General features: G+C 69.0%; 19 protein-coding genes. 9 read left to right on the forward strand and 10 right to left on the reverse strand.

Translation table 11 applies throughout. The features are described from left to right. Window positions 1-338: 338 nt before the first annotated feature. Window positions 339-710 (reverse strand): iron chaperone, encoded by a 372-nt coding sequence (locus IEZ13_RS10300; RefSeq protein WP_183220626.1) that lies wholly within the window; start codon window positions 708-710, stop codon window positions 339-341. A gap of 280 nt (window positions 711-990) precedes the next feature. On the opposite strand from IEZ13_RS10300, the gene IEZ13_RS10305 reads away from it, so the two are divergent. Next, window positions 991-1356, forward strand: a complete 366-nt coding sequence (locus tag IEZ13_RS10305; RefSeq protein ID WP_183220628.1) for a hypothetical protein — start codon at window positions 991-993, stop codon at window positions 1354-1356. On the opposite strand, the gene IEZ13_RS10310 is transcribed toward IEZ13_RS10305, so the two are convergent. The 3 genes from IEZ13_RS10310 to IEZ13_RS10320 all read right to left on the reverse strand — a co-directional run bounded on the left by IEZ13_RS10310 (window position 1343) and on the right by IEZ13_RS10320 (window position 4604). After that, complete coding sequence (locus IEZ13_RS10310; RefSeq protein ID WP_183220805.1) at window positions 1343-2581, reverse strand: IS701 family transposase; 1239 nt, start codon at window positions 2579-2581, stop codon at window positions 1343-1345. The genes IEZ13_RS10305 and IEZ13_RS10310 overlap by 14 nt on opposite strands. Window positions 2582-3198: 617 nt before the next feature. Then, entirely contained in the window at window positions 3199-3630 is a 432-nt protein-coding gene (locus IEZ13_RS10315; protein ID WP_229794591.1) for a restriction endonuclease, read from the reverse strand. 101 nt (window positions 3631-3731) lie between these two features. Further along, on the reverse strand, window positions 3732-4604 hold the full coding sequence (locus tag IEZ13_RS10320; protein ID WP_183220632.1) for a hypothetical protein: 873 nt from the start codon (window positions 4602-4604) through the stop codon (window positions 3732-3734). Between the two features lie 256 nt (window positions 4605-4860). Here IEZ13_RS10320 and IEZ13_RS10325 point away from each other — a divergent pair, with 256 nt between their 5' ends. Next, window positions 4861-5328, forward strand: coding sequence for a DUF4440 domain-containing protein (locus tag IEZ13_RS10325; protein WP_183220807.1), 468 nt, complete (start codon window positions 4861-4863; stop codon window positions 5326-5328). 278 nt (window positions 5329-5606) lie between these two features. Here IEZ13_RS10325 and IEZ13_RS10330 read toward each other — a convergent pair whose 3' ends face one another. The 4 genes from IEZ13_RS10330 to IEZ13_RS10345 all read right to left on the reverse strand — a co-directional run bounded on the left by IEZ13_RS10330 (window position 5607) and on the right by IEZ13_RS10345 (window position 6714). After that, window positions 5607-5837, reverse strand: a complete 231-nt coding sequence (locus IEZ13_RS10330) for a DUF397 domain-containing protein (RefSeq protein WP_372441857.1) — start codon at window positions 5835-5837, stop codon at window positions 5607-5609. Window positions 5838-6051: 214 nt separating this feature from the next. After that, on the reverse strand, window positions 6052-6231 hold the full coding sequence (locus IEZ13_RS10335; protein ID WP_183220634.1) for a hypothetical protein: 180 nt from the start codon (window positions 6229-6231) through the stop codon (window positions 6052-6054). A 31-nt stretch (window positions 6232-6262) separates the two neighbouring features. Further along, window positions 6263-6565 carry a hypothetical protein gene (locus IEZ13_RS10340; RefSeq protein ID WP_183220636.1) on the reverse strand — a complete coding sequence of 101 codons (303 nt, stop codon included), beginning with the start codon at window positions 6563-6565 and terminating at the stop codon, window positions 6263-6265. Then, window positions 6562-6714 (reverse strand): hypothetical protein, encoded by a 153-nt coding sequence (locus IEZ13_RS10345; protein WP_183220638.1) that lies wholly within the window; start codon window positions 6712-6714, stop codon window positions 6562-6564. Before IEZ13_RS10345 ends, IEZ13_RS10340 begins: the two co-directional genes overlap by 4 nt. A 352-nt stretch (window positions 6715-7066) precedes the next feature. Here IEZ13_RS10345 and IEZ13_RS10350 point away from each other — a divergent pair, with 352 nt between their 5' ends. Further along, window positions 7067-8248: a helix-turn-helix domain-containing protein gene (locus tag IEZ13_RS10350; RefSeq protein ID WP_183220640.1), complete on the forward strand. Its 1182-nt coding sequence runs from the start codon at window positions 7067-7069 to the stop codon at window positions 8246-8248. 201 nt (window positions 8249-8449) lie between these two features. Here IEZ13_RS10350 and IEZ13_RS10355 read toward each other — a convergent pair whose 3' ends face one another. Together IEZ13_RS10355 and IEZ13_RS10360 are read right to left on the reverse strand one after the other, a co-directional pair. Then, a complete protein-coding gene (locus tag IEZ13_RS10355; RefSeq protein ID WP_229794592.1) occupies window positions 8450-11086 on the reverse strand; it encodes a transglycosylase domain-containing protein in 2637 nt (878 codons plus the stop codon). A 316-nt stretch (window positions 11087-11402) separates the two neighbouring features. Next, entirely contained in the window at window positions 11403-12254 is an 852-nt protein-coding gene (locus tag IEZ13_RS10360; protein ID WP_183220644.1) for a TIGR02569 family protein, read from the reverse strand. Window positions 12255-12414: 160 nt separating this feature from the next. Between IEZ13_RS10360 and IEZ13_RS10365 the strand changes: the two genes are divergently transcribed. The 6 genes from IEZ13_RS10365 (at window position 12415) to IEZ13_RS10390 (ending at window position 19849) form a co-directional block, all read left to right on the forward strand. Next, on the forward strand, window positions 12415-13419 hold the full coding sequence (locus IEZ13_RS10365) for an ABC transporter substrate-binding protein (RefSeq protein ID WP_183220646.1): 1005 nt from the start codon (window positions 12415-12417) through the stop codon (window positions 13417-13419). Continuing rightward, window positions 13416-14477: an iron chelate uptake ABC transporter family permease subunit gene (locus tag IEZ13_RS10370; RefSeq protein WP_183220648.1), complete on the forward strand. Its 1062-nt coding sequence runs from the start codon at window positions 13416-13418 to the stop codon at window positions 14475-14477. Before IEZ13_RS10365 ends, IEZ13_RS10370 begins: the two co-directional genes overlap by 4 nt. After that, on the forward strand, window positions 14474-15508 hold the full coding sequence (locus IEZ13_RS10375) for a FecCD family ABC transporter permease (protein WP_183220650.1): 1035 nt from the start codon (window positions 14474-14476) through the stop codon (window positions 15506-15508). Before IEZ13_RS10370 ends, IEZ13_RS10375 begins: the two co-directional genes overlap by 4 nt. After that, a complete protein-coding gene (locus IEZ13_RS10380) occupies window positions 15508-16314 on the forward strand; it encodes an ABC transporter ATP-binding protein (protein WP_183220652.1) in 807 nt (268 codons plus the stop codon). The genes IEZ13_RS10375 and IEZ13_RS10380 overlap by 1 nt, the downstream gene beginning before the upstream one ends. A 110-nt stretch (window positions 16315-16424) precedes the next feature. Further along, a complete protein-coding gene (locus tag IEZ13_RS10385) occupies window positions 16425-18107 on the forward strand; it encodes an ABC transporter ATP-binding protein (RefSeq protein ID WP_229794593.1) in 1683 nt (560 codons plus the stop codon). An 11-nt stretch (window positions 18108-18118) separates the two neighbouring features. Continuing rightward, window positions 18119-19849 (forward strand): ABC transporter ATP-binding protein, encoded by a 1731-nt coding sequence (locus tag IEZ13_RS10390; protein ID WP_229794594.1) that lies wholly within the window; start codon window positions 18119-18121, stop codon window positions 19847-19849. Window positions 19850-19852 lie beyond the last annotated feature (3 nt).

A 19852-nucleotide genomic window follows, 5' to 3' on the forward strand; every position in this document is an offset into this window, starting at 1 on the left:
ATCTGGTTCCTGATGCGTCCACGATCGGCCGGATCCTGGCCCGCGTCGACGCGGACGCCGTGGAGACGGCTCTCGCGGGATGGCTGCTGACCAGGGTCAACATGCATGACGTGCCGGCCAGGCGAGTTGTCGCCGTCGACGGCAAACGCTGCGCGGCAGTGGCCGCCCCGGCAGCCGGACACATCTTCTGGCAGCGTTGGACCAGCACACCGGCGTCGTGCTCGCCCAGACCGATGTCGCGGGCAAGACGCATGAGATCACCAGGTTCCAGCCGCTGCTGTCCGGTCTGGACCTGACCGCGTGAAACGGTCAAGCCTCTACCTTGCAGAGGCCCTGGGTCACATCCACAGCACGCCATCGTCCTCGTGCTCGCGTACGCGAAACGCGATCATCCGGCGCAACAAATCGCCCGGCACAGGTTGGCCGTATGGGAGTTTGACCGTGCCCTTACCGGTGGCAAAGCCGGCGAGCTGGGCATCGAACCCCTCGCGAGTGCTGGGCGTGAACGCGACGCTTGCGTGTCTAGCGTGACCACTGACCATAAAGAGGATTGTTCCGGAGGGGTGTACCCACGCCGGATAACCCCACTTGATCGCCTCGCTCGCCTCCGGAACCGCCTCGTGGGCCATTGCCCGCAGCTGCTCAAGCAGCTCGCGGCCCGGTCCGGTGAAGCCGTCGATGTACTCGTCGACCGTCTGAGGTCTGGCCATGGCGCCAGTGTGGCACGCCCTGCTCGGCTCAGCGTCCGCAGTGAGCGAGGCGTGCCGGGTTCACATGCTGTTTCAGCTCACCGGTTGACGGTCTCGACGGACATCCGGATCTTCGGCATGACAGGACGCCGGCCGGTCGCGGCCGACCCTGGCTCGTGACGGCGGGGCCAGTCGAGCGCAGGCAGCGGCAGAAGAGTACAGGTGATCTTGAGGATATGGACGGCGCTGTCCCGACTTGAAATGGGCTGCTTTCGAACACCCTGATCGGGATGATGGCTCGGTGACAGACTTGTATTGGGAGGATGTGGGCTGGTACTTCGCAGACGAGGGGGCGCTGTTGGATGCGTACGTCTTTGACGCCAGCATGGCCGACTGGCAGCTCATCCTCGATGTCGTTCGCTCGCGGGGGTGGCCGTTCGACTACAGCAGCGGCGATACTCCGGAACCTCTGCCGGACCGCGTAGAGGACATCTTCGAGCGTCGAGGCGACTATTCAGCCACGCTGCACATCCGGCCGGGAGCTGGCGTTGTCGTCGCCACACACTTCTTCAGCCCTGAGGAAATCGAGTTCGACTTCGACCCCAACGACCTGCAAGGCCAGGAAGCACTAGTACTCCAGCAGGAGATCCGTTTTACGGGTCTGTGAGGGCTTGGCGGGCGTAGTGGCTGGTTATCGCGGTGGCTTGGTGTCGGCGTCGGAAGAGTGACCAGGCGATGACGTCGGCGATGCGGCGGGCCGGTTCGATGATCAGGGCGTGGAAGAGTCGGCGGAGTTCGTTGACGGTGATCGGGATTAAGCCTTGCGTGCTGGTGGTGCTGACGGTGGTCGCGGCGGCCAGGAACGCGTGAGCGACGATGACCAAGGTGGTCCAGCGGTGCCAGGCCTGCCAGCGGCGATGTTGATGCTGGTCAAGTCCGAGACCGGTCTTCGCTGCCTGGAAGGATTCCTCGACCCGCCAACGAGATCCCGCGACGGCGACCAGCTGGTGCAGCGGGACGGGCTCGGGTGACCAGCATCGGTAGAACGCCAGCTCACCGGTGCTGCGATTACGGCGGATCAGCAGCCAGTGATGTCCGGCGTGCTGGTCGACAGCCTGGGGCAGGGCGACCAACGCCCAGTCGTAGAAGCGGTGGCCTTTCGCGCCGTCGCCCGCGGAGATCCGCTGCCACGCCTGTTTCGGCAGGCCGGCTGCGATCCGGTCAGCGCGCTGGACACCGAGGCCGGTCGGCACACGATGCGAGCAGGCGACCGCGAGCACGTAACCCAGCCGGTGGCCGCGTAACGCGGCGGCCAGGTGCGGGTCCCCGCCGTAGGCTTCATCGCCGGCGACCCACCGGCACGGCAGCCCACCAGCGACCGCAGCCTCGATCAGACGGCGTGCCAACTGCGGCTTCGTCGCGAAGGTGACTGTCTCGGGCACGCCTGCCTCGGCACGCCGGTCCGGGTCCTCGGCCCAGGATTTCGGCAGGTAGAGGGCGACATCTATCAGGGTGTGCCCGAGCGGTGAGGCATACGACAGGTGCACCGCGAGCTGACAGTTCTCGATCTTCCCGGCGGTGCCGGAGTACTGGCGCTGGACACCGACGGTGTGGGTGCCCTTCTTGAGGTCTCCGGTCTCGTCGACGATCAGGATCCCGTCGCGATGTCCCAGCCGGGCAGCGACGAACTGCCGCACGTCAGCGCGTACGAGCGTGTCGTCCCAGCTGGCCCGGCCGATCAAATCCTGCATGCCGCCCGGCCCGTCGTCGCCGGCATGTTCGGCGATGGTCCAGCAATTCTTCGTCGGCAGCGGGGCCAGCAGTCCGGACACGAAGTCCCGGACCCGGCGCCGCGGCTCCGGCCGGGTGAAGCGTTCCCCGATCGTGTCCATCAGCTCGCTGAACAGTCCGGACCATCGCTGGACGTCTACTCTGTAAGCGGCAGCCACCGCCGTTTTCGGGGTCCACACAACCATCGGGACTCAGCGGTGGCTGCTTGCTGTCCACGGACAAACCCACACCGCTACGCAGCTCAGAACGGATCTCCTGCTGGAGTACTAGAGGACGCTCGTTCTGCTGCTACGGTGCTTGCCATTCGGGCGCCGGAGTGGTTCGACTGGCAATTGCGAGGTGGGGCGTGCGATTTTCGCTTCTGTGGCGATATGGCGCATCGTCGAGTCATGACAGGCTATCTGACAAGGAGCTCGGCTCGCTCCTGGCGGATCTGGATGACGGCAAATATGATACCGAGCATGGTGACGTCTGGCTTTCAGAAGAAGCCACAGGACGGGGCATTGGTGTTTTCGCCGGCGACCGTGGGCTGGTGGTCCTGGAAAACACTGAGCCAGGCGGCGAATCATTCCACCGAGTCGGGGTACTCCGTGAGGACGCCTTCACGTTGCTTCGACGCTTCGCCGATGGAGAGCTGGGCGCCATCCGAGGCGAATCCTGGCTCCGGGTTACGGATCCATGTGAGCGATCAGCGGCATGAGAGTAAAGACCATGATGGCTACCCAAGATGAATTCCACCGTGCGCCGTCAGAAGAAGATTTCGAGAATGCAAGAGCTCGATCAGGTCCTCAGGGCCACGCAATCGGCGAATATCATCGGCAGTAATTACCAAGACTCGTATACGTCGAATCAGCGCATTGGTGCCGATATTGAAGGCACGACTCCTGTGTTCCTGGTTTCCTGTAATTCCGCTGGCTGCAGCGAGGATCCCCAGTTCGCAACCGCGATCCGCCAAGACGTTTACAAAGTAACCCAAGGTTGTGCTGTCCACAGGGGTGGTCCAGTTCTTGCATTCGACGAGGAAGAAGTCCGGAAGCATGCGCAGCCCGTTGTCGGCCCGAGTATTGGCTACGGTAATATCCACCTCCTCGGTGCCGTATTGATTCAATGTGTTGCGCTGAGTCCGGCAGCCGGGAATAGACGTGAGCATGTAGTCGAGCATATTCTCGTATAGGCGCCCCTTCTTCAGGTGGGATGCGGCGGCACCCGCAAGCCGCAGATATGCGTCGAGTCTCGCCTCAAAAAGGGTACTCATTGACCGCTTGCCCCGTGCATAATGGCATTGCGCTCGTTGTTCAATATCTGCGCAAGCCCTTCATCCTGAAGCCTTGTTGCTAGCTCTTCGATGTTGAGCGCCATGATGTACGGCCAGGAAGCCCCTCCCCGAATCTTTACCCCACCGGCATCGGTGATCGAGAAATAAAGTAGGAGTGCCCAGGTGGCTCCCCGGCTATTGGCAGCTGCTCGCAATCTGTCTATGCTTCCGCGAGCGACCTCTGGCCTGCGCAGCAGCTTTACCTCAATCAGAAGAGGGCTGGAAAGGAACTTCTCAGTCCCTGGTATCCACGCCGCAAAATCGACCGGTTCATCGTCGCGGTCAATGGATACTGCCTCGCCGCCTGCAGCAGTAATAAGTTGAAGTGATGCTCTTTCGAGACGCTCGGCCGCCGCCGAAGGGTCCTGCTGCTGTGAATTTGAACGAATGTCGGCCAGATCTTCCTTGATTTCTCGCAGAATATTCCTGTCAATCATTGGAACAGGCGCGCTCACCGGTGACGGACTTCCGCTAAACGTTCGAACAAATAGACCAATCTGGTCATGCAGGGCCAGGGCACTTGTTAGCGGCACACGAGTGGTGGGTATTGATGATAGGGCTGGGTCTAGCCGTCTTGGCGGCTCGGCGATGACTAGAGTTGGTAGCTGCGCTCCGACGGCCTGGCCAATCTCCAAAAATATTGAAGCTGGCGTCTCCCATCCCGCGTCGGCCGAAAATACTGCACATAGAAGGTCGACTTGGGGAAGCCACCCAGGTCCAGGTGTGGAATCTCGGCCGAACACATCACCGGGCTCGACAATATCGATGTCCAATGAGACCAAGGCGGCGTACACCTCGGTCAGGTTCACACCGGGCTCGGCTATCAAGTAGCAACGCACGAGTTGAGATTAGCGGAGTTCGCGTTGGCGGTGCGCACTCAACTCGGCACGATCGGACGTCCACGGCCCGCGGCTCCGGTGACTCGCCGTAGTGTCCGATCGGCGGCAGGAGTCAATGCCTGCTGTTGCGCTGTCCGATCCATCGTCCTGACGACTGCTTGACCTCAACACGGGTTGAGTTTTTAGCGTCAGTGGCATGCGCGGGACCGATAGCGAGGAGCGGCTAATGGAAGAGATCACGCAACGGGTGGCGCTGGACGACTCGACCCTTCGTACGACTGCGACGAAAGTCGCTGCGGATCTGGCGGCGCAGTTGCAACGAGGCGGAGACGCCTTGGACGCCGACGTCTACGACGCCTGGTTCGCCGCCGACATCCTCTGGGGCAGTCCTTACGGAGCGACTCTGACAGGGTTCGAGGGGTTGAACGCGATTCACCACCGATTGATGAGCCAGTCGGCGCCGCTGACCGCGCCCCCGGCGCCGGCCTCACAATTCGAAGTCGTGTCGGTCCTGGCGCCCGCGCCCGGCGTCGTTGTGGCGCATATCCGCCGTCAGGCACTCGCTGTGGACGGCTTTTCCGAGATGGCCCTCTACGTGCTGATCGAACGCGAAGACCGGTGGTGGCTGGCCGCCGCTCAAAACACGCCGGTCAGGCGAACAGACAGCACGCGGCCCGCGTCTCCCGCCGGCTGAACCATCGGTGTCGGTGGTTGTGGCAACGCACTCACATCGGCGAAGCCGGGTGGCGGACGCCCGGACCCACCACCACCGGGAGTGACCGTTGGCGAGGCAGTGCCGCAGTCCGAACACTAACGCTGTTGCATGTTCGCTTGGCCTGTGCCGCTCAGGTGCCCTGTCGGCGGAGAACGCCGAACCGGCGAAGGGATCATCCACCTTCAACCGAGTCCGAGGGCGAATAGGCCAGCGGCCGGGGTCACCTTGCGCGTGGTCCCGGCCGCCGGCTCCTCGGATCAGCTCAGGTCGAATTCGCCGTCCTTCGCGCCGCCCACGAACGCATCCCACTCCGCCGTGGTGAAGATCAGCGGCTCCCTGTCCGGGTTCTTCGAGTCGCGGACCGCGATCGCCTGCCCGACGACCGCGACCTCTACACAATGTCCGGCCGAGCCGGACCGGCTGCTCTTGCGCCAGCCGGCGCCGGCCAGGTCAGCCTCGTCGACCTGCATCCCCTTGACCTCGATCACGATGTACTCCTTTCCTGCCCGGCCGGTGCGGCCGGGAAGCTCAGCCGCTGCCCGGCAGTGCCCAGAGCTCGGATTACCCGGACCACGGCGGCGCACTCTGCGGACCATCCACATGGGTGATGGTCAAAGTCGACGGATACGCCAGCGGGGGAGCATGAACCGCCACCTGTCGAGGCTTCGGTGTCCGCCGGGCACCGGGACCAGGTCGAGCGGATCAGTCACGGGCCGCCGCCGACGCGAGATGGAGGCGGTAGATGGCGTTCTCGCCCTCACCGTCGTCGAGCGGTGCGAGGGCGAGCTGGTCGGTGGGGACCCGTCGCACGTACCCGAAGCCGGATCCGCTGTCGATCCACACCTCGGCCCAGCCATCGGTCGGCAGTATGCGTGGGCCCACGGCCAAGAGCGGCGGGGGCAAAGTGTGCGGCTCAGGCATGGCGAATCGGCAGCCCCGATGCGGGGTTGCCGTGCGTGCCCCGGCAGATGCCGCACAGGGCGCGGGTGGCGTCTCGTGGCGTTGGACTGGACATCGGTGTGTAGAGGTGCGGGCCGTATCCGACCTGCTCCACCACCACGTGCGGCGTGTCGTCGACGTTGCCGCAGGGGCACCAGCGGTGGCTCGGGTAGTCCGTGATCGCCCGGAGCACCGGTAGGGTCGCCCGGTTGCCGTCGCCGGCCTCGCGGCAGTGCGGGGCGTGCAGTACGACGCCGGGTGGGTAGTCGCGCCTCATGCCGCCCGCCTTCTCTGTGCCCGCACCGGGTCGGGTACGGCCTGGCCGTCGTCGAGGATCCGGCGGACCGCGGCGGACCGCTCGGCGGCCTCGCGCCGGGCGGCGTCACGCTCGGCGTGTGCGGCGGCGACACGGCCTCGCCAGCACATGCGACGGATGATCTCTGCTATCACGCTCGCCTCCCCGGGGGTTCGGGGAGCGGCGGGCCGGACAGCCTCCACGAGGAGACGGCCCGCCGCTCACGGGTAGCGGCGGGTAATCACGAACTTCTCACGGTCACGCAAGACCCGCCGCCGCTGCACTGATAGTGCGATGCGGCAAGGCCACCGTGAGGCATCTCCCTGTTGACAACCGGTGCCGATCCAGACCACCCACACGAGGTATAAGGGCAGCGCCACTGTTGCCACCAGCCGTACCGCGGGGATCAGCGGCCACGGAAGGCAGGCGATGGTGTTGACAGGCGTTGACGCAGACGATCAGAGCGTGGGCAGCCCCGGCGAAATGCTGCGACGCTTACGAGACGCCAGCGGCTACTCACTCGGCGGCCTAGCCGCTCGGGCCGGCATGGACCGCACCCTGATCAGCCGGCTGGAAACCGGCGACCGGCAGATGCGGCTCCACCACGCCCGACAGCTGGACGCGGCACTCGGCACCGAACCGCTGCTGTTGTCCCTCGTTCAACAGCCACCGGAGGGAGGCGACGGCATGCGACGACGATCCACGCTGTGGATGCTCGGCGCCGCCCTGAGCGTCACCGCCGCCACCACCGGCCGGGCCACCGTCGACGAGCTGCTACGCCGCGGCCTCCTGGACGCGGTTGAGCATCCGGAGGACTGGGACGCCACCGTCGCCGAAATGCAGCGCCGCCTGGTGCTGGCCCCGGATGACGAGTTCGGAACCGCCCTCGGCGCGAAGTTGATCGTCGTACGGCAGGCCATCGCCGACGAGAAACGCGCCGACGACGTCCGCGCCGCCGCCATGCTTTCGCTGTTCTACGGACTGTGGCAGGGCAATGGCGGGCATTTTCCCGAAGCGCTCGGCTGGTATCGCACCGCCGCGGCGTTGGCCGAGCGCGGCGGCGACCCGCACACCGAGACCTATGTACTCGGCCGGGCCGCGTCCCGAGCCGTTTACGAGGGCATGCGCCGGCGGGAGGTGACCGCGATGGCCGAGCAAGCCCTGGCCGTCACCGACACGCCGACACTCGGCCGACTGGAAGCCGAATCCGCGTTGGCCGGCGTGGCCGCGATGACCGGCGACCTCGAGGGCGGCCGCGAGCGAGTGCAGGCGATGCGGCGGATCGCCGACCAGCTCGGCGACAACAGCCCGACCGGAGCCCACGCCCGCACCGTGAACTTCCACCTGTTCGTCGAGGCCCGGACCGGCGACATGAAAAGCGCCGAGCGGGCGCAGGAGGAGGCTGAGCAGGCACTCGTGCGGACGCCGCTGTGGCTGGCCGAGTCCCGCGTCTACTACGCGCTGGCCATGGCCCGGGCCGGGGCCGCGCGCGGAGCTGCAACGCTCGCGCTCGATGCGATCCAGACCGTACCGTGGTCTGTGCACACGCTCGCGATGGCCGCGGCCGACGTTCTGACCGCGGTCCCGCGGGACAACCGCACCGACGAGGTGGAGGAGCTCCGCCGCTACGCGTCGCCGGTGCCCGGTCCCTGGGAGACGCTATGACGGATGTACAGCGAGACCACGATCCGGGTCGGCAGTCCACGAGTCGCCGGCGTGAACGGGTGCGCGTAAGTGAACGTCACGAGCGCGGTCCGGTGAAACGGCGACGCCACGAGGATGCGAAGGCCGCCGGCGCCGACGAACAGCGGCAGGCTGTGAAGTAGTCCGAACGGATCCTTCCCGCCGCTGTATCCCCCCAGGGGCCTACCCGCCCGCCGCGCTGCTGGCGCCTCGGCCGCTGTCTGCCGGTTTCACCGATGTGGACGGGCCCGGATCCGGTGCTGGCGACGGTGACGTGGAACCCGATGGCGTGGGCTTCACCGGCGCTGTGGGTAGCGGCTGTGAGTGGACCGTGCGTTCGGGGAGATCGAACGTCCAACCCTGTTTCTTCAGCTTCGGGATCAGCCGGGTCAGCGCCTCGACGGTCTGGTCGCGTTCGCCGCCGCCGTCGTGTACGAGTACGACCGCGCGGGGTTGGAGCTGCTTCTCGATCCGGTCGGCGATCACGTCGGCGCCGGGCAGCAGCCAGTCGTCCGGGTCGACGACCCAGCCCAGGGGAGTGTGCCCGAGGTCGGTGCCGGCCATGGCCGACTTACCCCACGAACCGAAGGGCGCACGGAAGAACGGTACGGTGACACCGGGTACGGCCGCGGCGATGGCGGCGTCGGTGCGGGCGATGTCGGCGCTGGCCTCGGCCGCGGAGAGCCGGCCGAGGTCGTCGTGCTTCCAGGAGTGGTTGCACAGGACGTGACCCTCGGCGACGATTCGGCGTACCAGATCCGGGTATTTCTCCACCTCCTCGCCGACCACGCAGAACGTCGCCCGCACATGCTGCTCCGCGAGCAGGTCGAGCACCTGGGCCGTGTACGGCGAAGGCCCGTCATCGAAGGTCAACGCGAGCCGCTGGCCCTTGCCCGCGGTGCGCACGACCGGAATGCCGCGGCCGGGTTTGTCGTCGGAGCCCTTGTCCTTGTCCGTGGGCTTCTTGCTCTCCTTCGACCGCCCCGCGTCGCCGACATCCGTACGCCCGACATGGACCGGCTTCGGGAGCGCGGTCTTCGGAATGTCGTTCAGGGCGACCTGGGTGAAATCCCGCCAGAGCTGGGCCGGCAGGGTCCGTCCTTCGATCGCTCTGCCCAGACGGTCGCGGATCGGTCCCGGCTGGGCCTTGCCGATCCAGACCGCCGAGGCGAGTTCGGGCGTGTAGCCGACCATCCACGCGACCTGGTTGTCCTTGGTGTCGCCCCACTGCTGAACACCGGTCTTGCCGGCCGCGGGCCGGTTCGGCACCGCTCCGTCGTCGCGCACCACGGCACCGAGCACGGCGGACACGTCGGCGGCGGCTTCGCTGTCCAGGACCCGTTTCGAGGTGGGGACGACGGTCCAGACCTGGCGCCCGTCGGGTGCGGAGACGTTCTCGACGAAATGCCGGTCGTGCCGGACTCCACCGGCGGCGAAGGTCGCGTACACGCTCGCCAGATCGTCCGGAGCGACCGCGTATCGTCCGATGGCGATATCCGAGCGGGTCTTTCCGGGCGTCGGCTCGCCCTCGGCGTCCACCAGGGACCGGGCGCCCGCGTATTTTCGCTGGACACCGAGGTCGTACGCCATCGTCCGGACCTTGTCCGCCCCGATCTTCTCCGTGACCGCGTAGAACGGGGTGTTGAGGGATTTCACCATCGCCTGTTCCAGCGTGCAGACGGGGCACTGCTGGTTCGCGGGGTTCTCCAGCGGCACGCCGAGACGGCCGGTGAACGTACGTGGCGAACTGCCGTCCCAGCGTGACAGGTATCCGATTCCCTCACGCAGTGCCGCGGCGAGCACGATCGGCTTGAACGTGGACGCGGCGGGGTACGCCGCCGAGGCGTAGTCGAAGAAGCCCCGCCCCTGGTCGCCGCCGTAGTATGCCCGGACCCCTCCGGAACCGGGGTCGACCGCGACCAGCGCGACCTGGAGGTCCTTCGGCTGCCCCGCGAGATGGCCCGTGACCTGGGAGACGGCCGCGTTCTGGGCGACCGGATCCAGCGTGGTGACGATCGACAGGCCCTGGGTGTGCAACGCCCGCGAGGTGATGCCGTGTGCGGCCAGTTCCTGCTCGACACGTTCGATGACCAGGCCGTTCGGTCCGGTGTCGCCGGCCGGCGCGGGGTTGACCACGGGATAGTCGGGTACGGCGTCGAGCCAGCCCAGTTCACGCTCCGACTCGATCACCCAGTTCCACCGGGCCCGTGCCGCCTCGCCGTCGTTCGCCGGGTCGAGGTTGTAGGGGTCCCTGATCACCGCGGCCAGCACCGCACCCTGCGCGGCGGTGAGCCGTTCCGGGGTGATGCCGAAGTAGGCGTGGGCGGCTGCCGCGATCCCGTACGCGCCGCGGCCGTAGTAGATGGTGTTGAGGTACCGCTCGAGAATCTCGTCCTTGGAATACTCGCGCTCCAACTGGACGGCGAGCGCGAACTCCTTGCCCTTGCGCTCCACCGAGACCTCCTGGGTCAGGAACGCGTTACGGGCGTACTGCTGGGTGATGGTCGACGCGCCCTGGTGGCCACCGCTCACGTTGGCGGCGACGGCTCGCAGGACACCGCGGATCGAGACGCCGTTGTGGTGGTAGAAGTCGCGGTCCTCGGCGGCGAGCACCGCGGAACGGACGTCCGCGGGCACGGCCGAGAGCGGCACGTCATTGTGGTTGGTGGTCCCGACCCGGGCCAGGATGGTACGGCCGTCGCGGTAGTACAGCGTCGACGCCTGCGGCTCGGATGGATCGGTGGGCAGCGGGACCGACCGCACATACGCCTCTGCGGCCCCGGCCGTCGCGGCGCAGCAGACGACCGCGACGACGGCCACTCTCGTCACTATCCGTCGCCATCTGCTTCCCCCGCCTGCAGTCTGTACATTTTCCACGCCCACTGGACGCGGCCGGCACCATGATCCGTGGTATCGATTTGTCGACTACTTTGCGTGCGCGAATCACCACATCTGCATCTACTGCGGGTGACCTGGTGTTTCGTGGAGGTTGCCTGATCAGCCTATGAACCTTGTCTCTTTCCGCCCCGCGACCTCGAAAGTTCGATATTTACAGACCGTGAGCGGACGGGCACGTCGTCGAATCGACCTCCGTGGGGCTCGGCCGCTTCCTTCATTACCTAGCGTGTCGGAATGATTATGTACGGTGGGTGATCGTCGCGACGACGGGGCGGTACGCGTCCTCCGGCTCCTGTGGCCAGCCCGCCGCGTCCCATGTTCCCAACCGGAAGATCGCGGCCCGGACCAGCATCTGATTCCATCCCGGCAGATGCGCCCAACGGTCGATCACCTCGGGGCCGGTGCCGTGCCACACCATCGCGTCCACCGCCGCGACCGCCGAGGACCAGGACGGCGGCCGCCAGTACGCCGGCCAGTCGATCACCGCGGGTGGCAGGCCGTCGCTGAACAGGATGTTGCCCAGCAGGTCACCGTGGACGATCTGCTCGGGCAGGGTCACCGGCCGGCGCAGGGCGAGCAACTCGTCCAGCAGCCTTGACGGTCGGCGCGGACCCGGAGGTGGCGTGTCGCAGAAGGCGAGCTGCTCGCCGTACACCCAAGGGTTGTGTCGGGTGTCCAGAAACCCGGGCCGCGGCAGCGCCGCGACCAGCTCGTGGAACGCGGCACCCACCCGGATGACGTCGTCGACGCGGCGCTGGTCGGGGTGCCCGGCGACGGCCTCGGTCGCCTCCCAGCCGCCGGCCAGCCAGTCGCCGTCGGCGGCACGGACCGGCCGGGCGATCCGGAACCGCGGCGACTCGGGGAGGGCGGTCAGCACCTCGGCGCGCCAGCGGACCTCGTCGTCGCCCTCGGACGGCTTCATGACTATGTCCCCGACCCGCCAGGTGCCGCCCTTGCCGCCGGCGAGTCGAACCGCGTCGCCGACGGCGCCGAAGGCGGCACATACCGCGCGGGGCGGTCCCTGATCGTCCATCGCTGGTGGCCGTTTCTCGAGGTTGCCGCTGACGGCCCGGCACGATACCGGGAACATGCGTGAAACCGCCGACCGGCGCGGCTGTGCCCGCTAGCGTCGACTGCGCATATCCGATATATGCACCGAGACACTGATTTTAAGATCCTTTTGGTGAACACTGAGGTGAGGATTGCCTAATCGGCACTGACCAGCGCATTCACCGAAATCGGAGAACCACATGGCGACCACCCCGTCCCTACCGCGCCGGAACCTTCTCCTCGGCGCGGCGGCCGCCGGGCTGCTCGCGGCCTGCGGCGACAGCGCCGACAAGGAGACCCCCGACACGGGTACGTCCCCGGCGGCCGGCGGCGGAACCTTCCCGGCCACGGTGACCCACCAGTTCGGCAGCACGACCCTGGACGCGGCACCGCAAGCGGTCGTCTCGCTCGGCTGGGCGGACGCCGACGCCCTGCTCGCCCTCGGTGTCGTGCCGATCGGCATCCTCGACTGGTTCCAGGCATGGCCGACCGGGGTGGGCCCCTGGGCGCAGGACAAGCTGAACGGAGCGACGCCCACCGTACTCAAAGGCCCGGAGATCAACTTCGAGAGCGTGGCGGCACTACGGCCGGACTTCATCACCTTCACCAAGAGCGACAACGTCGAGGCCACCTGGGAACAGCTCGAGAAGCTCGCGCCCACGCTGTCCGGCCCGGCCGACACCCCACCATACGGAACCACCCTCAAGGACCAGACCGAGATGATCGCCGCGGCACTCGGCCGTAAGAGCGAGGGAGAGGCGCTGGTCGCCGCCAACGACAAGGCGCTCGCCGACGCGAAGGCGGCCAACCCGGAGTTCCACGGCAAGAGCGTGGTCGTCGCGGCCGCGTTCGGCGGGCAGTACGGCGCCTACACGCGCGGCGACGGCCGGGTGCAGTTCATGGAGGCGCTCGGCTTTGTGAACTCGCAGAAGATCGAGGACCTCAACCCCGCCAACTACTACGCCCCGATCTCCAAGGAAGAGGTCGGCCTGCTGGACGCGGACCTGACCGTGGTCTTCGGTATCGGCGGCGGCGAGGAACTCAAGAACGACCCGGTTCTCAACAGCATCCCCTCGGCCAAGGACGGCCGGATGCTCATCATCGACGACGCCGACCTGGCCAACGCCTTCTCCACCAACTCGGTACTCAGCACCCCCTACACCATCGAGCGATTCGTACCGATGGTGAAGGAAACGCTGGCGTGACGTCGGCGGCCGAGCGGGCCGGTTACCGACCTCCACAGGCACGGGTTCGCGCCCGGGGCGGGCTGACCGCGCGTGCCCTGGGTCTGCTGGTGGCGGTGGCGGTCCTCGTCGTGGTCGCCGCCGTCAGCATCGCGGTCGGCGCCAAACCCATCCCGCTCGGCGTGGTCTGGGACGCGTTGTTCGCCGACGGCGCGAGCGCCGAGAACGTCCGGATCGTGATCGACCTGCGGATTCCTCGTACGCTGATCGGGCTGGCCGCCGGCATCGCGCTGGGCCTGGCGGGGGCGCTCATGCAGGCGCTCACCCGAAACCCGCTCGCCGACCCGGGGATCCTCGGCATCAACGCGGGCGCCGCGGCGGCGGTGGTGCTCGCGATCCGGGTACTCGGCGTCACCTCGTTGATCGGTTACATCTGGTTCGCGTTCGCCGGTGCCGCCGCCGCGTTCCTGGTGGTCTACCTGCTCGGTACCAGCGGCCACGCCGCCGCGTCACCGGAGCGCCTCGCGCTGGCCGGCGCGGCCGTCGGCGCCGCTCTGCTGGCGGTCACCAACGCCGTCGCCCTGCTGGACACCACCACCTTCGACCGGTACCGGCTGTGGACCGTCGGGTCGCTCGCCGGCCGGGACCTCACCGTGTTGTGGGGCGTCCTGCCGTTCATCCTGGCCGGCACGGTGATCGCGGTCGCTCTGGGACCTTCGCTGAACGTCATCGCGCTCGGCGAGGACACCGCCCGAGGGCTCGGCGCCAACCTCGACCGGACCCGGGTGCTCTCCGCGGTGGCCGTCACCGCGCTCTGCGGCGCCGCCACCGCGGCGGTCGGGCCCATCGCGTTCGTCGGGCTCGCCGTGCCGCACATCGCCCGCGCCCTGGTCGGGCCGGACCAGCGCTGGCTGCTGCCGTACTCGCTGGTGCTCGCACCGATTCTGCTGTTGGTCGCGGACGTCATCGGCCGGGTGGTCGCGCGGCCCGGCGAACTGGAGGCCGGCCTGGTCTCGGCCCTGCTCGGGGCGCCCATCTTCCTCGCCGTCGTGCTGCACCGCCGGATCGTGCCGCTGTGACCCGCCGGCTCACCGTCCGTGCGCCCGGCATCGCGCTGCGGCTCGACGTACGCACCCTGTGGGTCAGCGGCGCACTCCTGATCACCGCGTTCGCGGCCGTCGTGTTCACCGTCGTGGCGGTGGGGATCTGGTTGCCCCTCGCCGACATCGTCGAGATCCTGCAGGGCGGCGGCCGGCGCGCCGACCGGTTCATCCTGCTCGACCTCCGCCTGCCGCGGGTCTGTCTCGCACTGCTCACCGGTGCCGCGCTGGCAGTGTCCGGAGCCGTCTTCCAGAGCCTCTCGCGAAATCCGCTCGGCAGCCCCGACATCGTCGGCTTCACCACGGGCTCGGCGACCGGCGCGGTGCTGTCGATCGTCGTCTTCGGTGCCGGGCCGGCCGGTTCCGCCGTCGCGGCCGTCGCCGGTGGCATCGTCACCGCTCTGATCGTGTACGGGCTGGCCGCCCGCGGCGGCGGCTCGGTCCGGCGGCTGGTGCTCGTCGGCATCGGGATCGCGGCGATGCTGGTCGCGGTCAACAGCTACCTCATCAGCCGTGCCCGGCTGGACGCCGCCCAGTCCGCCGCGGTCTGGCTGGTCGGCACCCTCAATGGGCGGACCTGGCAGTACGTGTACCTGCTCGGCATCGCCCTCGCGGTTCTGACCCCGCCGTTGCTGCTGCTGAGCCGACGGCTGCAGATGCTCGCGATGGGCGAGGACTCGGCGCGCTCGCTCGGCGTCCCGGTGCCGGTGTCCCGGCTGTCGCTGATGGTCCTGGCGGTCGCGGTCTGCGCCGTCGCGACCGCGGCGACCGGCCCGGTCGCGTTCGTGGCACTGGCCGCGCCGCAGGTCACCCTGCGGCTGACCCGTTCGCCGGCGGTGCAGCTGCTGCCGGCGGCGATCACCGGGGCGCTGCTGATGGTGCTCAGCGACCTCGTCGCGCAGCGGATCCTGGCGCCCGCTCAACTGCCGGTGGGCGTGGTGACCGGCGCGGTCGGCGGGGTCTATCTCGCCTGGCTGCTCAGCGCGCAATGGCGGAAGGGGAACGGTTGATGACATCGCGGCTGTCCGGCTCGGAACTCACCCTCGGCTACGAGAACCGGGTGGTGGCCGAGCGCCTGAACGTCCAGATCCCGGACGGCGCCTTCACGGTGATCGTCGGTCCGAACGCGTGCGGCAAGTCGACGCTGCTGCGTGCCCTGTCCGGGCTGCTGTCGCCCCGGCACGGAACCGTCGTCCTGGACGGGGCGGCGATCAGTTCGTACCGGGCGAAGGAGGTCGCCCGGCGTCTCGGTCTGCTAGCCCAGTCGGCGACCGCGCCGGAGGGCATTTCGGTGGCCGACCTGGTGGCCCGGGGCCGGTACCCGCACCAGCGGCTGCTGCGCCAGTGGACCCCGGAGGACGAGTACCAGGTCGCGGAGGCGATGGTGGCGACCGGAGTCACCGATCTGGCGGACCGGGCCGTCGACGAGTTGTCCGGCGGCCAGCGGCAGCGGGTGTGGATGGCGATGGCGCTGGCGCAGCAGACGAACATCCTGCTCCTGGACGAGCCAACCACGTATCTGGACATCGCCTACCAGATCGACCTGCTCGACCTGTGCGCTGACCTGCACGAACAGGGTCGTACCCTGGTGGCGGTCCTGCACGATCTCAACCAGGCGTGCCGGTACGCCACCCACCTCATCGCCATGAAAGCCGGGACCATCGTCGCGGAGGGTGACCCTCGCGAGATCATCACAGCGGAACTGGTGGAACACGTCTACGGGCTGGCGTGCCAGGTGATCCCGGATCCACAGACCCACACACCGCTGGTGGTTCCCGCGGCCCGCGCCGCCCGCGGCGCCCGGCCGCCCGGCTGACCGCGCGAAACGTGTCCGGGTCCGGCCCGACCGGCAGGCGATGGCGATCCAACATCGTCGGTTTGTTAGGTTCGCCTGTCCTAAACACGTGAATGAAGGGCGCACACTCTGTGGGAGACCGTTTGCTGCGCCCGGCCCTGCGGCGCCAGCGGGGCCGGCTGACGGCCGGGGTGGCGTTCCTCTGCCTGCACCAGGCCGCCGAGGCCATGGTGCCGGTGACCATCGGTGTGGTCATCGACCGGGCGGTGGCAACCTCGGACACCGGCGCGCTGCTGCTCTCGCTGGCCGCGCTCATCCTGCTGTTCACCGTGCTCTCGCTCGCCTGGCGGTTCGGGGCCCGGTTCTCGACCGCCGCCAAGGAACACGAAGCACACCTGGCCCGGGTAGGGATCGCCGAACGCGCACTCGACCCGCGCGGGCAGCGGTCCGGGCTGCGGGACGGGGAACTGCTCAGCGTCGCCGCCTCGGACGCCGACCGGTCGGCCGCGGCGATCCGGACGGCCGGCGCGGCCGCCGCGGCCTGCACCGCACTGCTGGTGTCGGCGGCGGCGCTGGTCATGGTCGATCCCTGGCTCGGCGCCGGTGTGCTCGTCGGCGTACCCCTGGTGTTGATGGCCCTGCAGCGCCTCGCGCCGCTGCTCACCCGCCGCAGCGAGGCCCAGCAGGCGTCTCTGGCCGGGACCAGCGCGCTCGCCGTCGATCTCGTCGCCGGGCTGCGCGTGCTGCGCGGCGTCGGCGCGCAGCACCACGCCGCCGGCCGATTCGCGGCGGCCAGCCACGACGCCCTGGCCGACACCCTGCGCGCCGCCACCACGAAAGGCCTGCACCTGGGCCTCACCAGCACGGTGAACGGCCTGCTCCTGGCCGCGGTGACCGGCGCGGCGGGATGGCTGGCGCTGAACGGGCAGATCACGGTGGGTGAGCTGGTCGCGGTGGTCGGGCTGGCACAGTTCATCGCCGAGCCGGTCCAGACGCTGGGCTGGTGCGTGCAGTCGCTGGCCACCGCACGGGCCTCGGCCCGGCGGGTGGCCAAGGTCCTTCACGCGGCGCCGACAGTGCGCCCGGGCACCGAGAGCGCGCCGCCGCCGGCTTGCGAGCGGCTCGTTCTCACCGATCTGCGGTACGGGACGCTGACCGGCCTGAATCTGCGGATCTCAGCGGGTGAGACGGTCGGGATCGTGGCCTACGACCCGCGGGACGCCGAAGCGCTTCTGGCGGTGCTGGCCGGAACCGTGCCACGCGAGGACTACCAGGGCACGGTGCGGATCGACGGAGTTCCGGCGGAGTCACTGCGACTCGCGGAGTCCCGGCAGGTCGTGCTCGTGGAACCGCACGACGTGGCGCTCTTCGAGGGGACGCTGCGGGACAACCTGGCCGCCGGTGCGGCCGGTGACGACGACACCCTGATGGCAGCGGTCCGGGTGGCCGCCGCGGAGGACGTCCTGCACAACCACGGCCTGGATCAGGTGCTGACCGAGCGGGGCGCCAACCTCTCCGGCGGTCAGCGGCAGCGGGTCGCCCTGGCCCGGGCTGTCGCGGCCGCGCCGCCGGTGCTGGTGCTGCACGACCCGACCACCGCGGTGGACGCGGTGACCGAGGCGCTCATCGCCGAACGACTCACCACGGCCCGCCGGGAACCACCACAGGCGACCGTGGTGGTCACCGGCAGCCCGGCGTTGCTGCGGGCCACGGACCGGGTGCTGGTGCTCGACGACGGGCGCATCCGCGCCGAGGGCACCCACGACGACCTGGTCGCGGCCGAGCCGACCTATCGAGAGGCCGTACTGCGTTGACCCGGAGCCTGTTGCCCACCGCCACGCCACCACAGACCTGGGCGGCGATCCGGGCGGAGTTCGCCCGGCTGCCCGGGCTGAGCGCGGCCGCGGCGGCACTGCTGATCGCGGCGTCCGCCGCCGGTCTCGTCGCGCCCTGGGTGCTGGGCCGGCTCGTGGACGACGTGATCGCCGGGACCGGGGCGGGCCGGATCGCGTACTGGGCCGCGGTGATCGCCGCGGCGGCACTGGCCGGCGGGGCGCTGACCGCCGCCGCCACGGCGGCCGCGGCACGGCTCGGCGAGACCGTGCTGGCCCGCCTGCGGGAACGGGTGCTGGACAGGGCGCTGCACCTGCCATCGGCCACCCTGGAACGGACCGGGACCGGGGACCTGGTGTCGCGTATCGGAGACGACGCCACCGTGGTGGCGTCAGCGATCACCGCGAGCGGGCCGCTGGTCGTGAGCGCGGCGCTGTCCGTGATCCTCACCGCCGGCGGACTGTTCGCCCTGGACTGGCGGCTGGGGCTGGCGGGGCTGGCGGCGGCACCGGGGTACGCGTTCGCGTTGCGGTGGTATCTGCCCCGATCGGCGCCGTACTACGTGAAGGAGCGGGTGGCGTCGGGCGAACGCACCCAGGCCCTGGCCGGCGCCCTCCGAGGTGCGGCGACAGCCCGCGCGTACCGCATCGAGAAAACCCACGTGGCGCACGTCGCGGCATGCTCGGCGACCACCCGCGACCTCACGCTGGAGGTCTTCCAGATCTACACCCGGTTGGTGGCCCGGATCAACCGGGCCGAGCTGATCGGCCTGGCGGCCGTGCTCATCGCCGGGTTCCTACTGGTACGCGAGCAGATGGCGACCGTCGGAGCGGCAACCGCGGCGGCACTGTACTTCCACCGGCTTTTCAATCCGATCGGGATGCTGCTGCTCGAATCGGACACCGTGCTTCAGGCCGGGGCGAGTCTGGCCCGCCTGGTCGGCGTCGCCTCCCTGCCCGCGGCCCCGGCCGCCGCCGGCACCGATCCCGCGGTGACCGGCGGCGATCTCGAAGTGGTGGTGGCCGAGCATCACTACGACGAAGGGCCGGTGGTCCTCGCCGACATCACGCTACGGCTGGCCGCGGGATCGAGGGTCGCGCTGGTCGGCGCGAGCGGAGCCGGGAAGAGCACCCTGGCCGCCCTCGCCGCGGGCATCGTCGCACCGACCCACGGCACCGTACGGCTCGGCGGCGTGCCCCTCGGCGAACTGGGCGAGGTCCGCACCCGGCAGCGGATCGCCCTGATCAGCCAGGAGGTGCACGTCTTCGCCGGGCCACTGCGCGACGACCTGCGGCTGGGCCGGCCGGACGCGAGCGACGACGAGCTCCTCGGCGCGCTCGAACTGGTCGGCGCGACGGGCTGGTTGCGGGCGCTGCCCGGCGGGCTCGACACGCATGTCGGCGAAGGCGGGCACCGGCTGACCCCGGCCCAGGCTCAGCAGCTCGCCCTGGCCCGGCTGGTCCTGGCCGATCCGGAGGTCGCCGTACTGGACGAGGCCACCGCCGAGGCGGGCAGTTCCGGCGCCCGCGAGCTGGAACGCGCGGCGGACGCCGCCACCGCGGGCCGCACCACGCTGATCGTGGCCCACCGGCTCACGCAGGCCGCGACCGCCGACCGGGTGCTCGTCCTGGACCGGGGCCGGATCGTCGAGGAGGGCTCGCCGGACGATCTGCAGCGGGCCGGCGGCCGGTACAGCGAGCTGTGGGCGGCCTGGAACGGGTAGCGA

This window comes from Actinoplanes campanulatus, assembly GCF_014647795.1.
Taxonomy (GTDB): Bacteria; Actinomycetota; Actinomycetes; order Mycobacteriales; family Micromonosporaceae; genus Actinoplanes; species Actinoplanes campanulatus.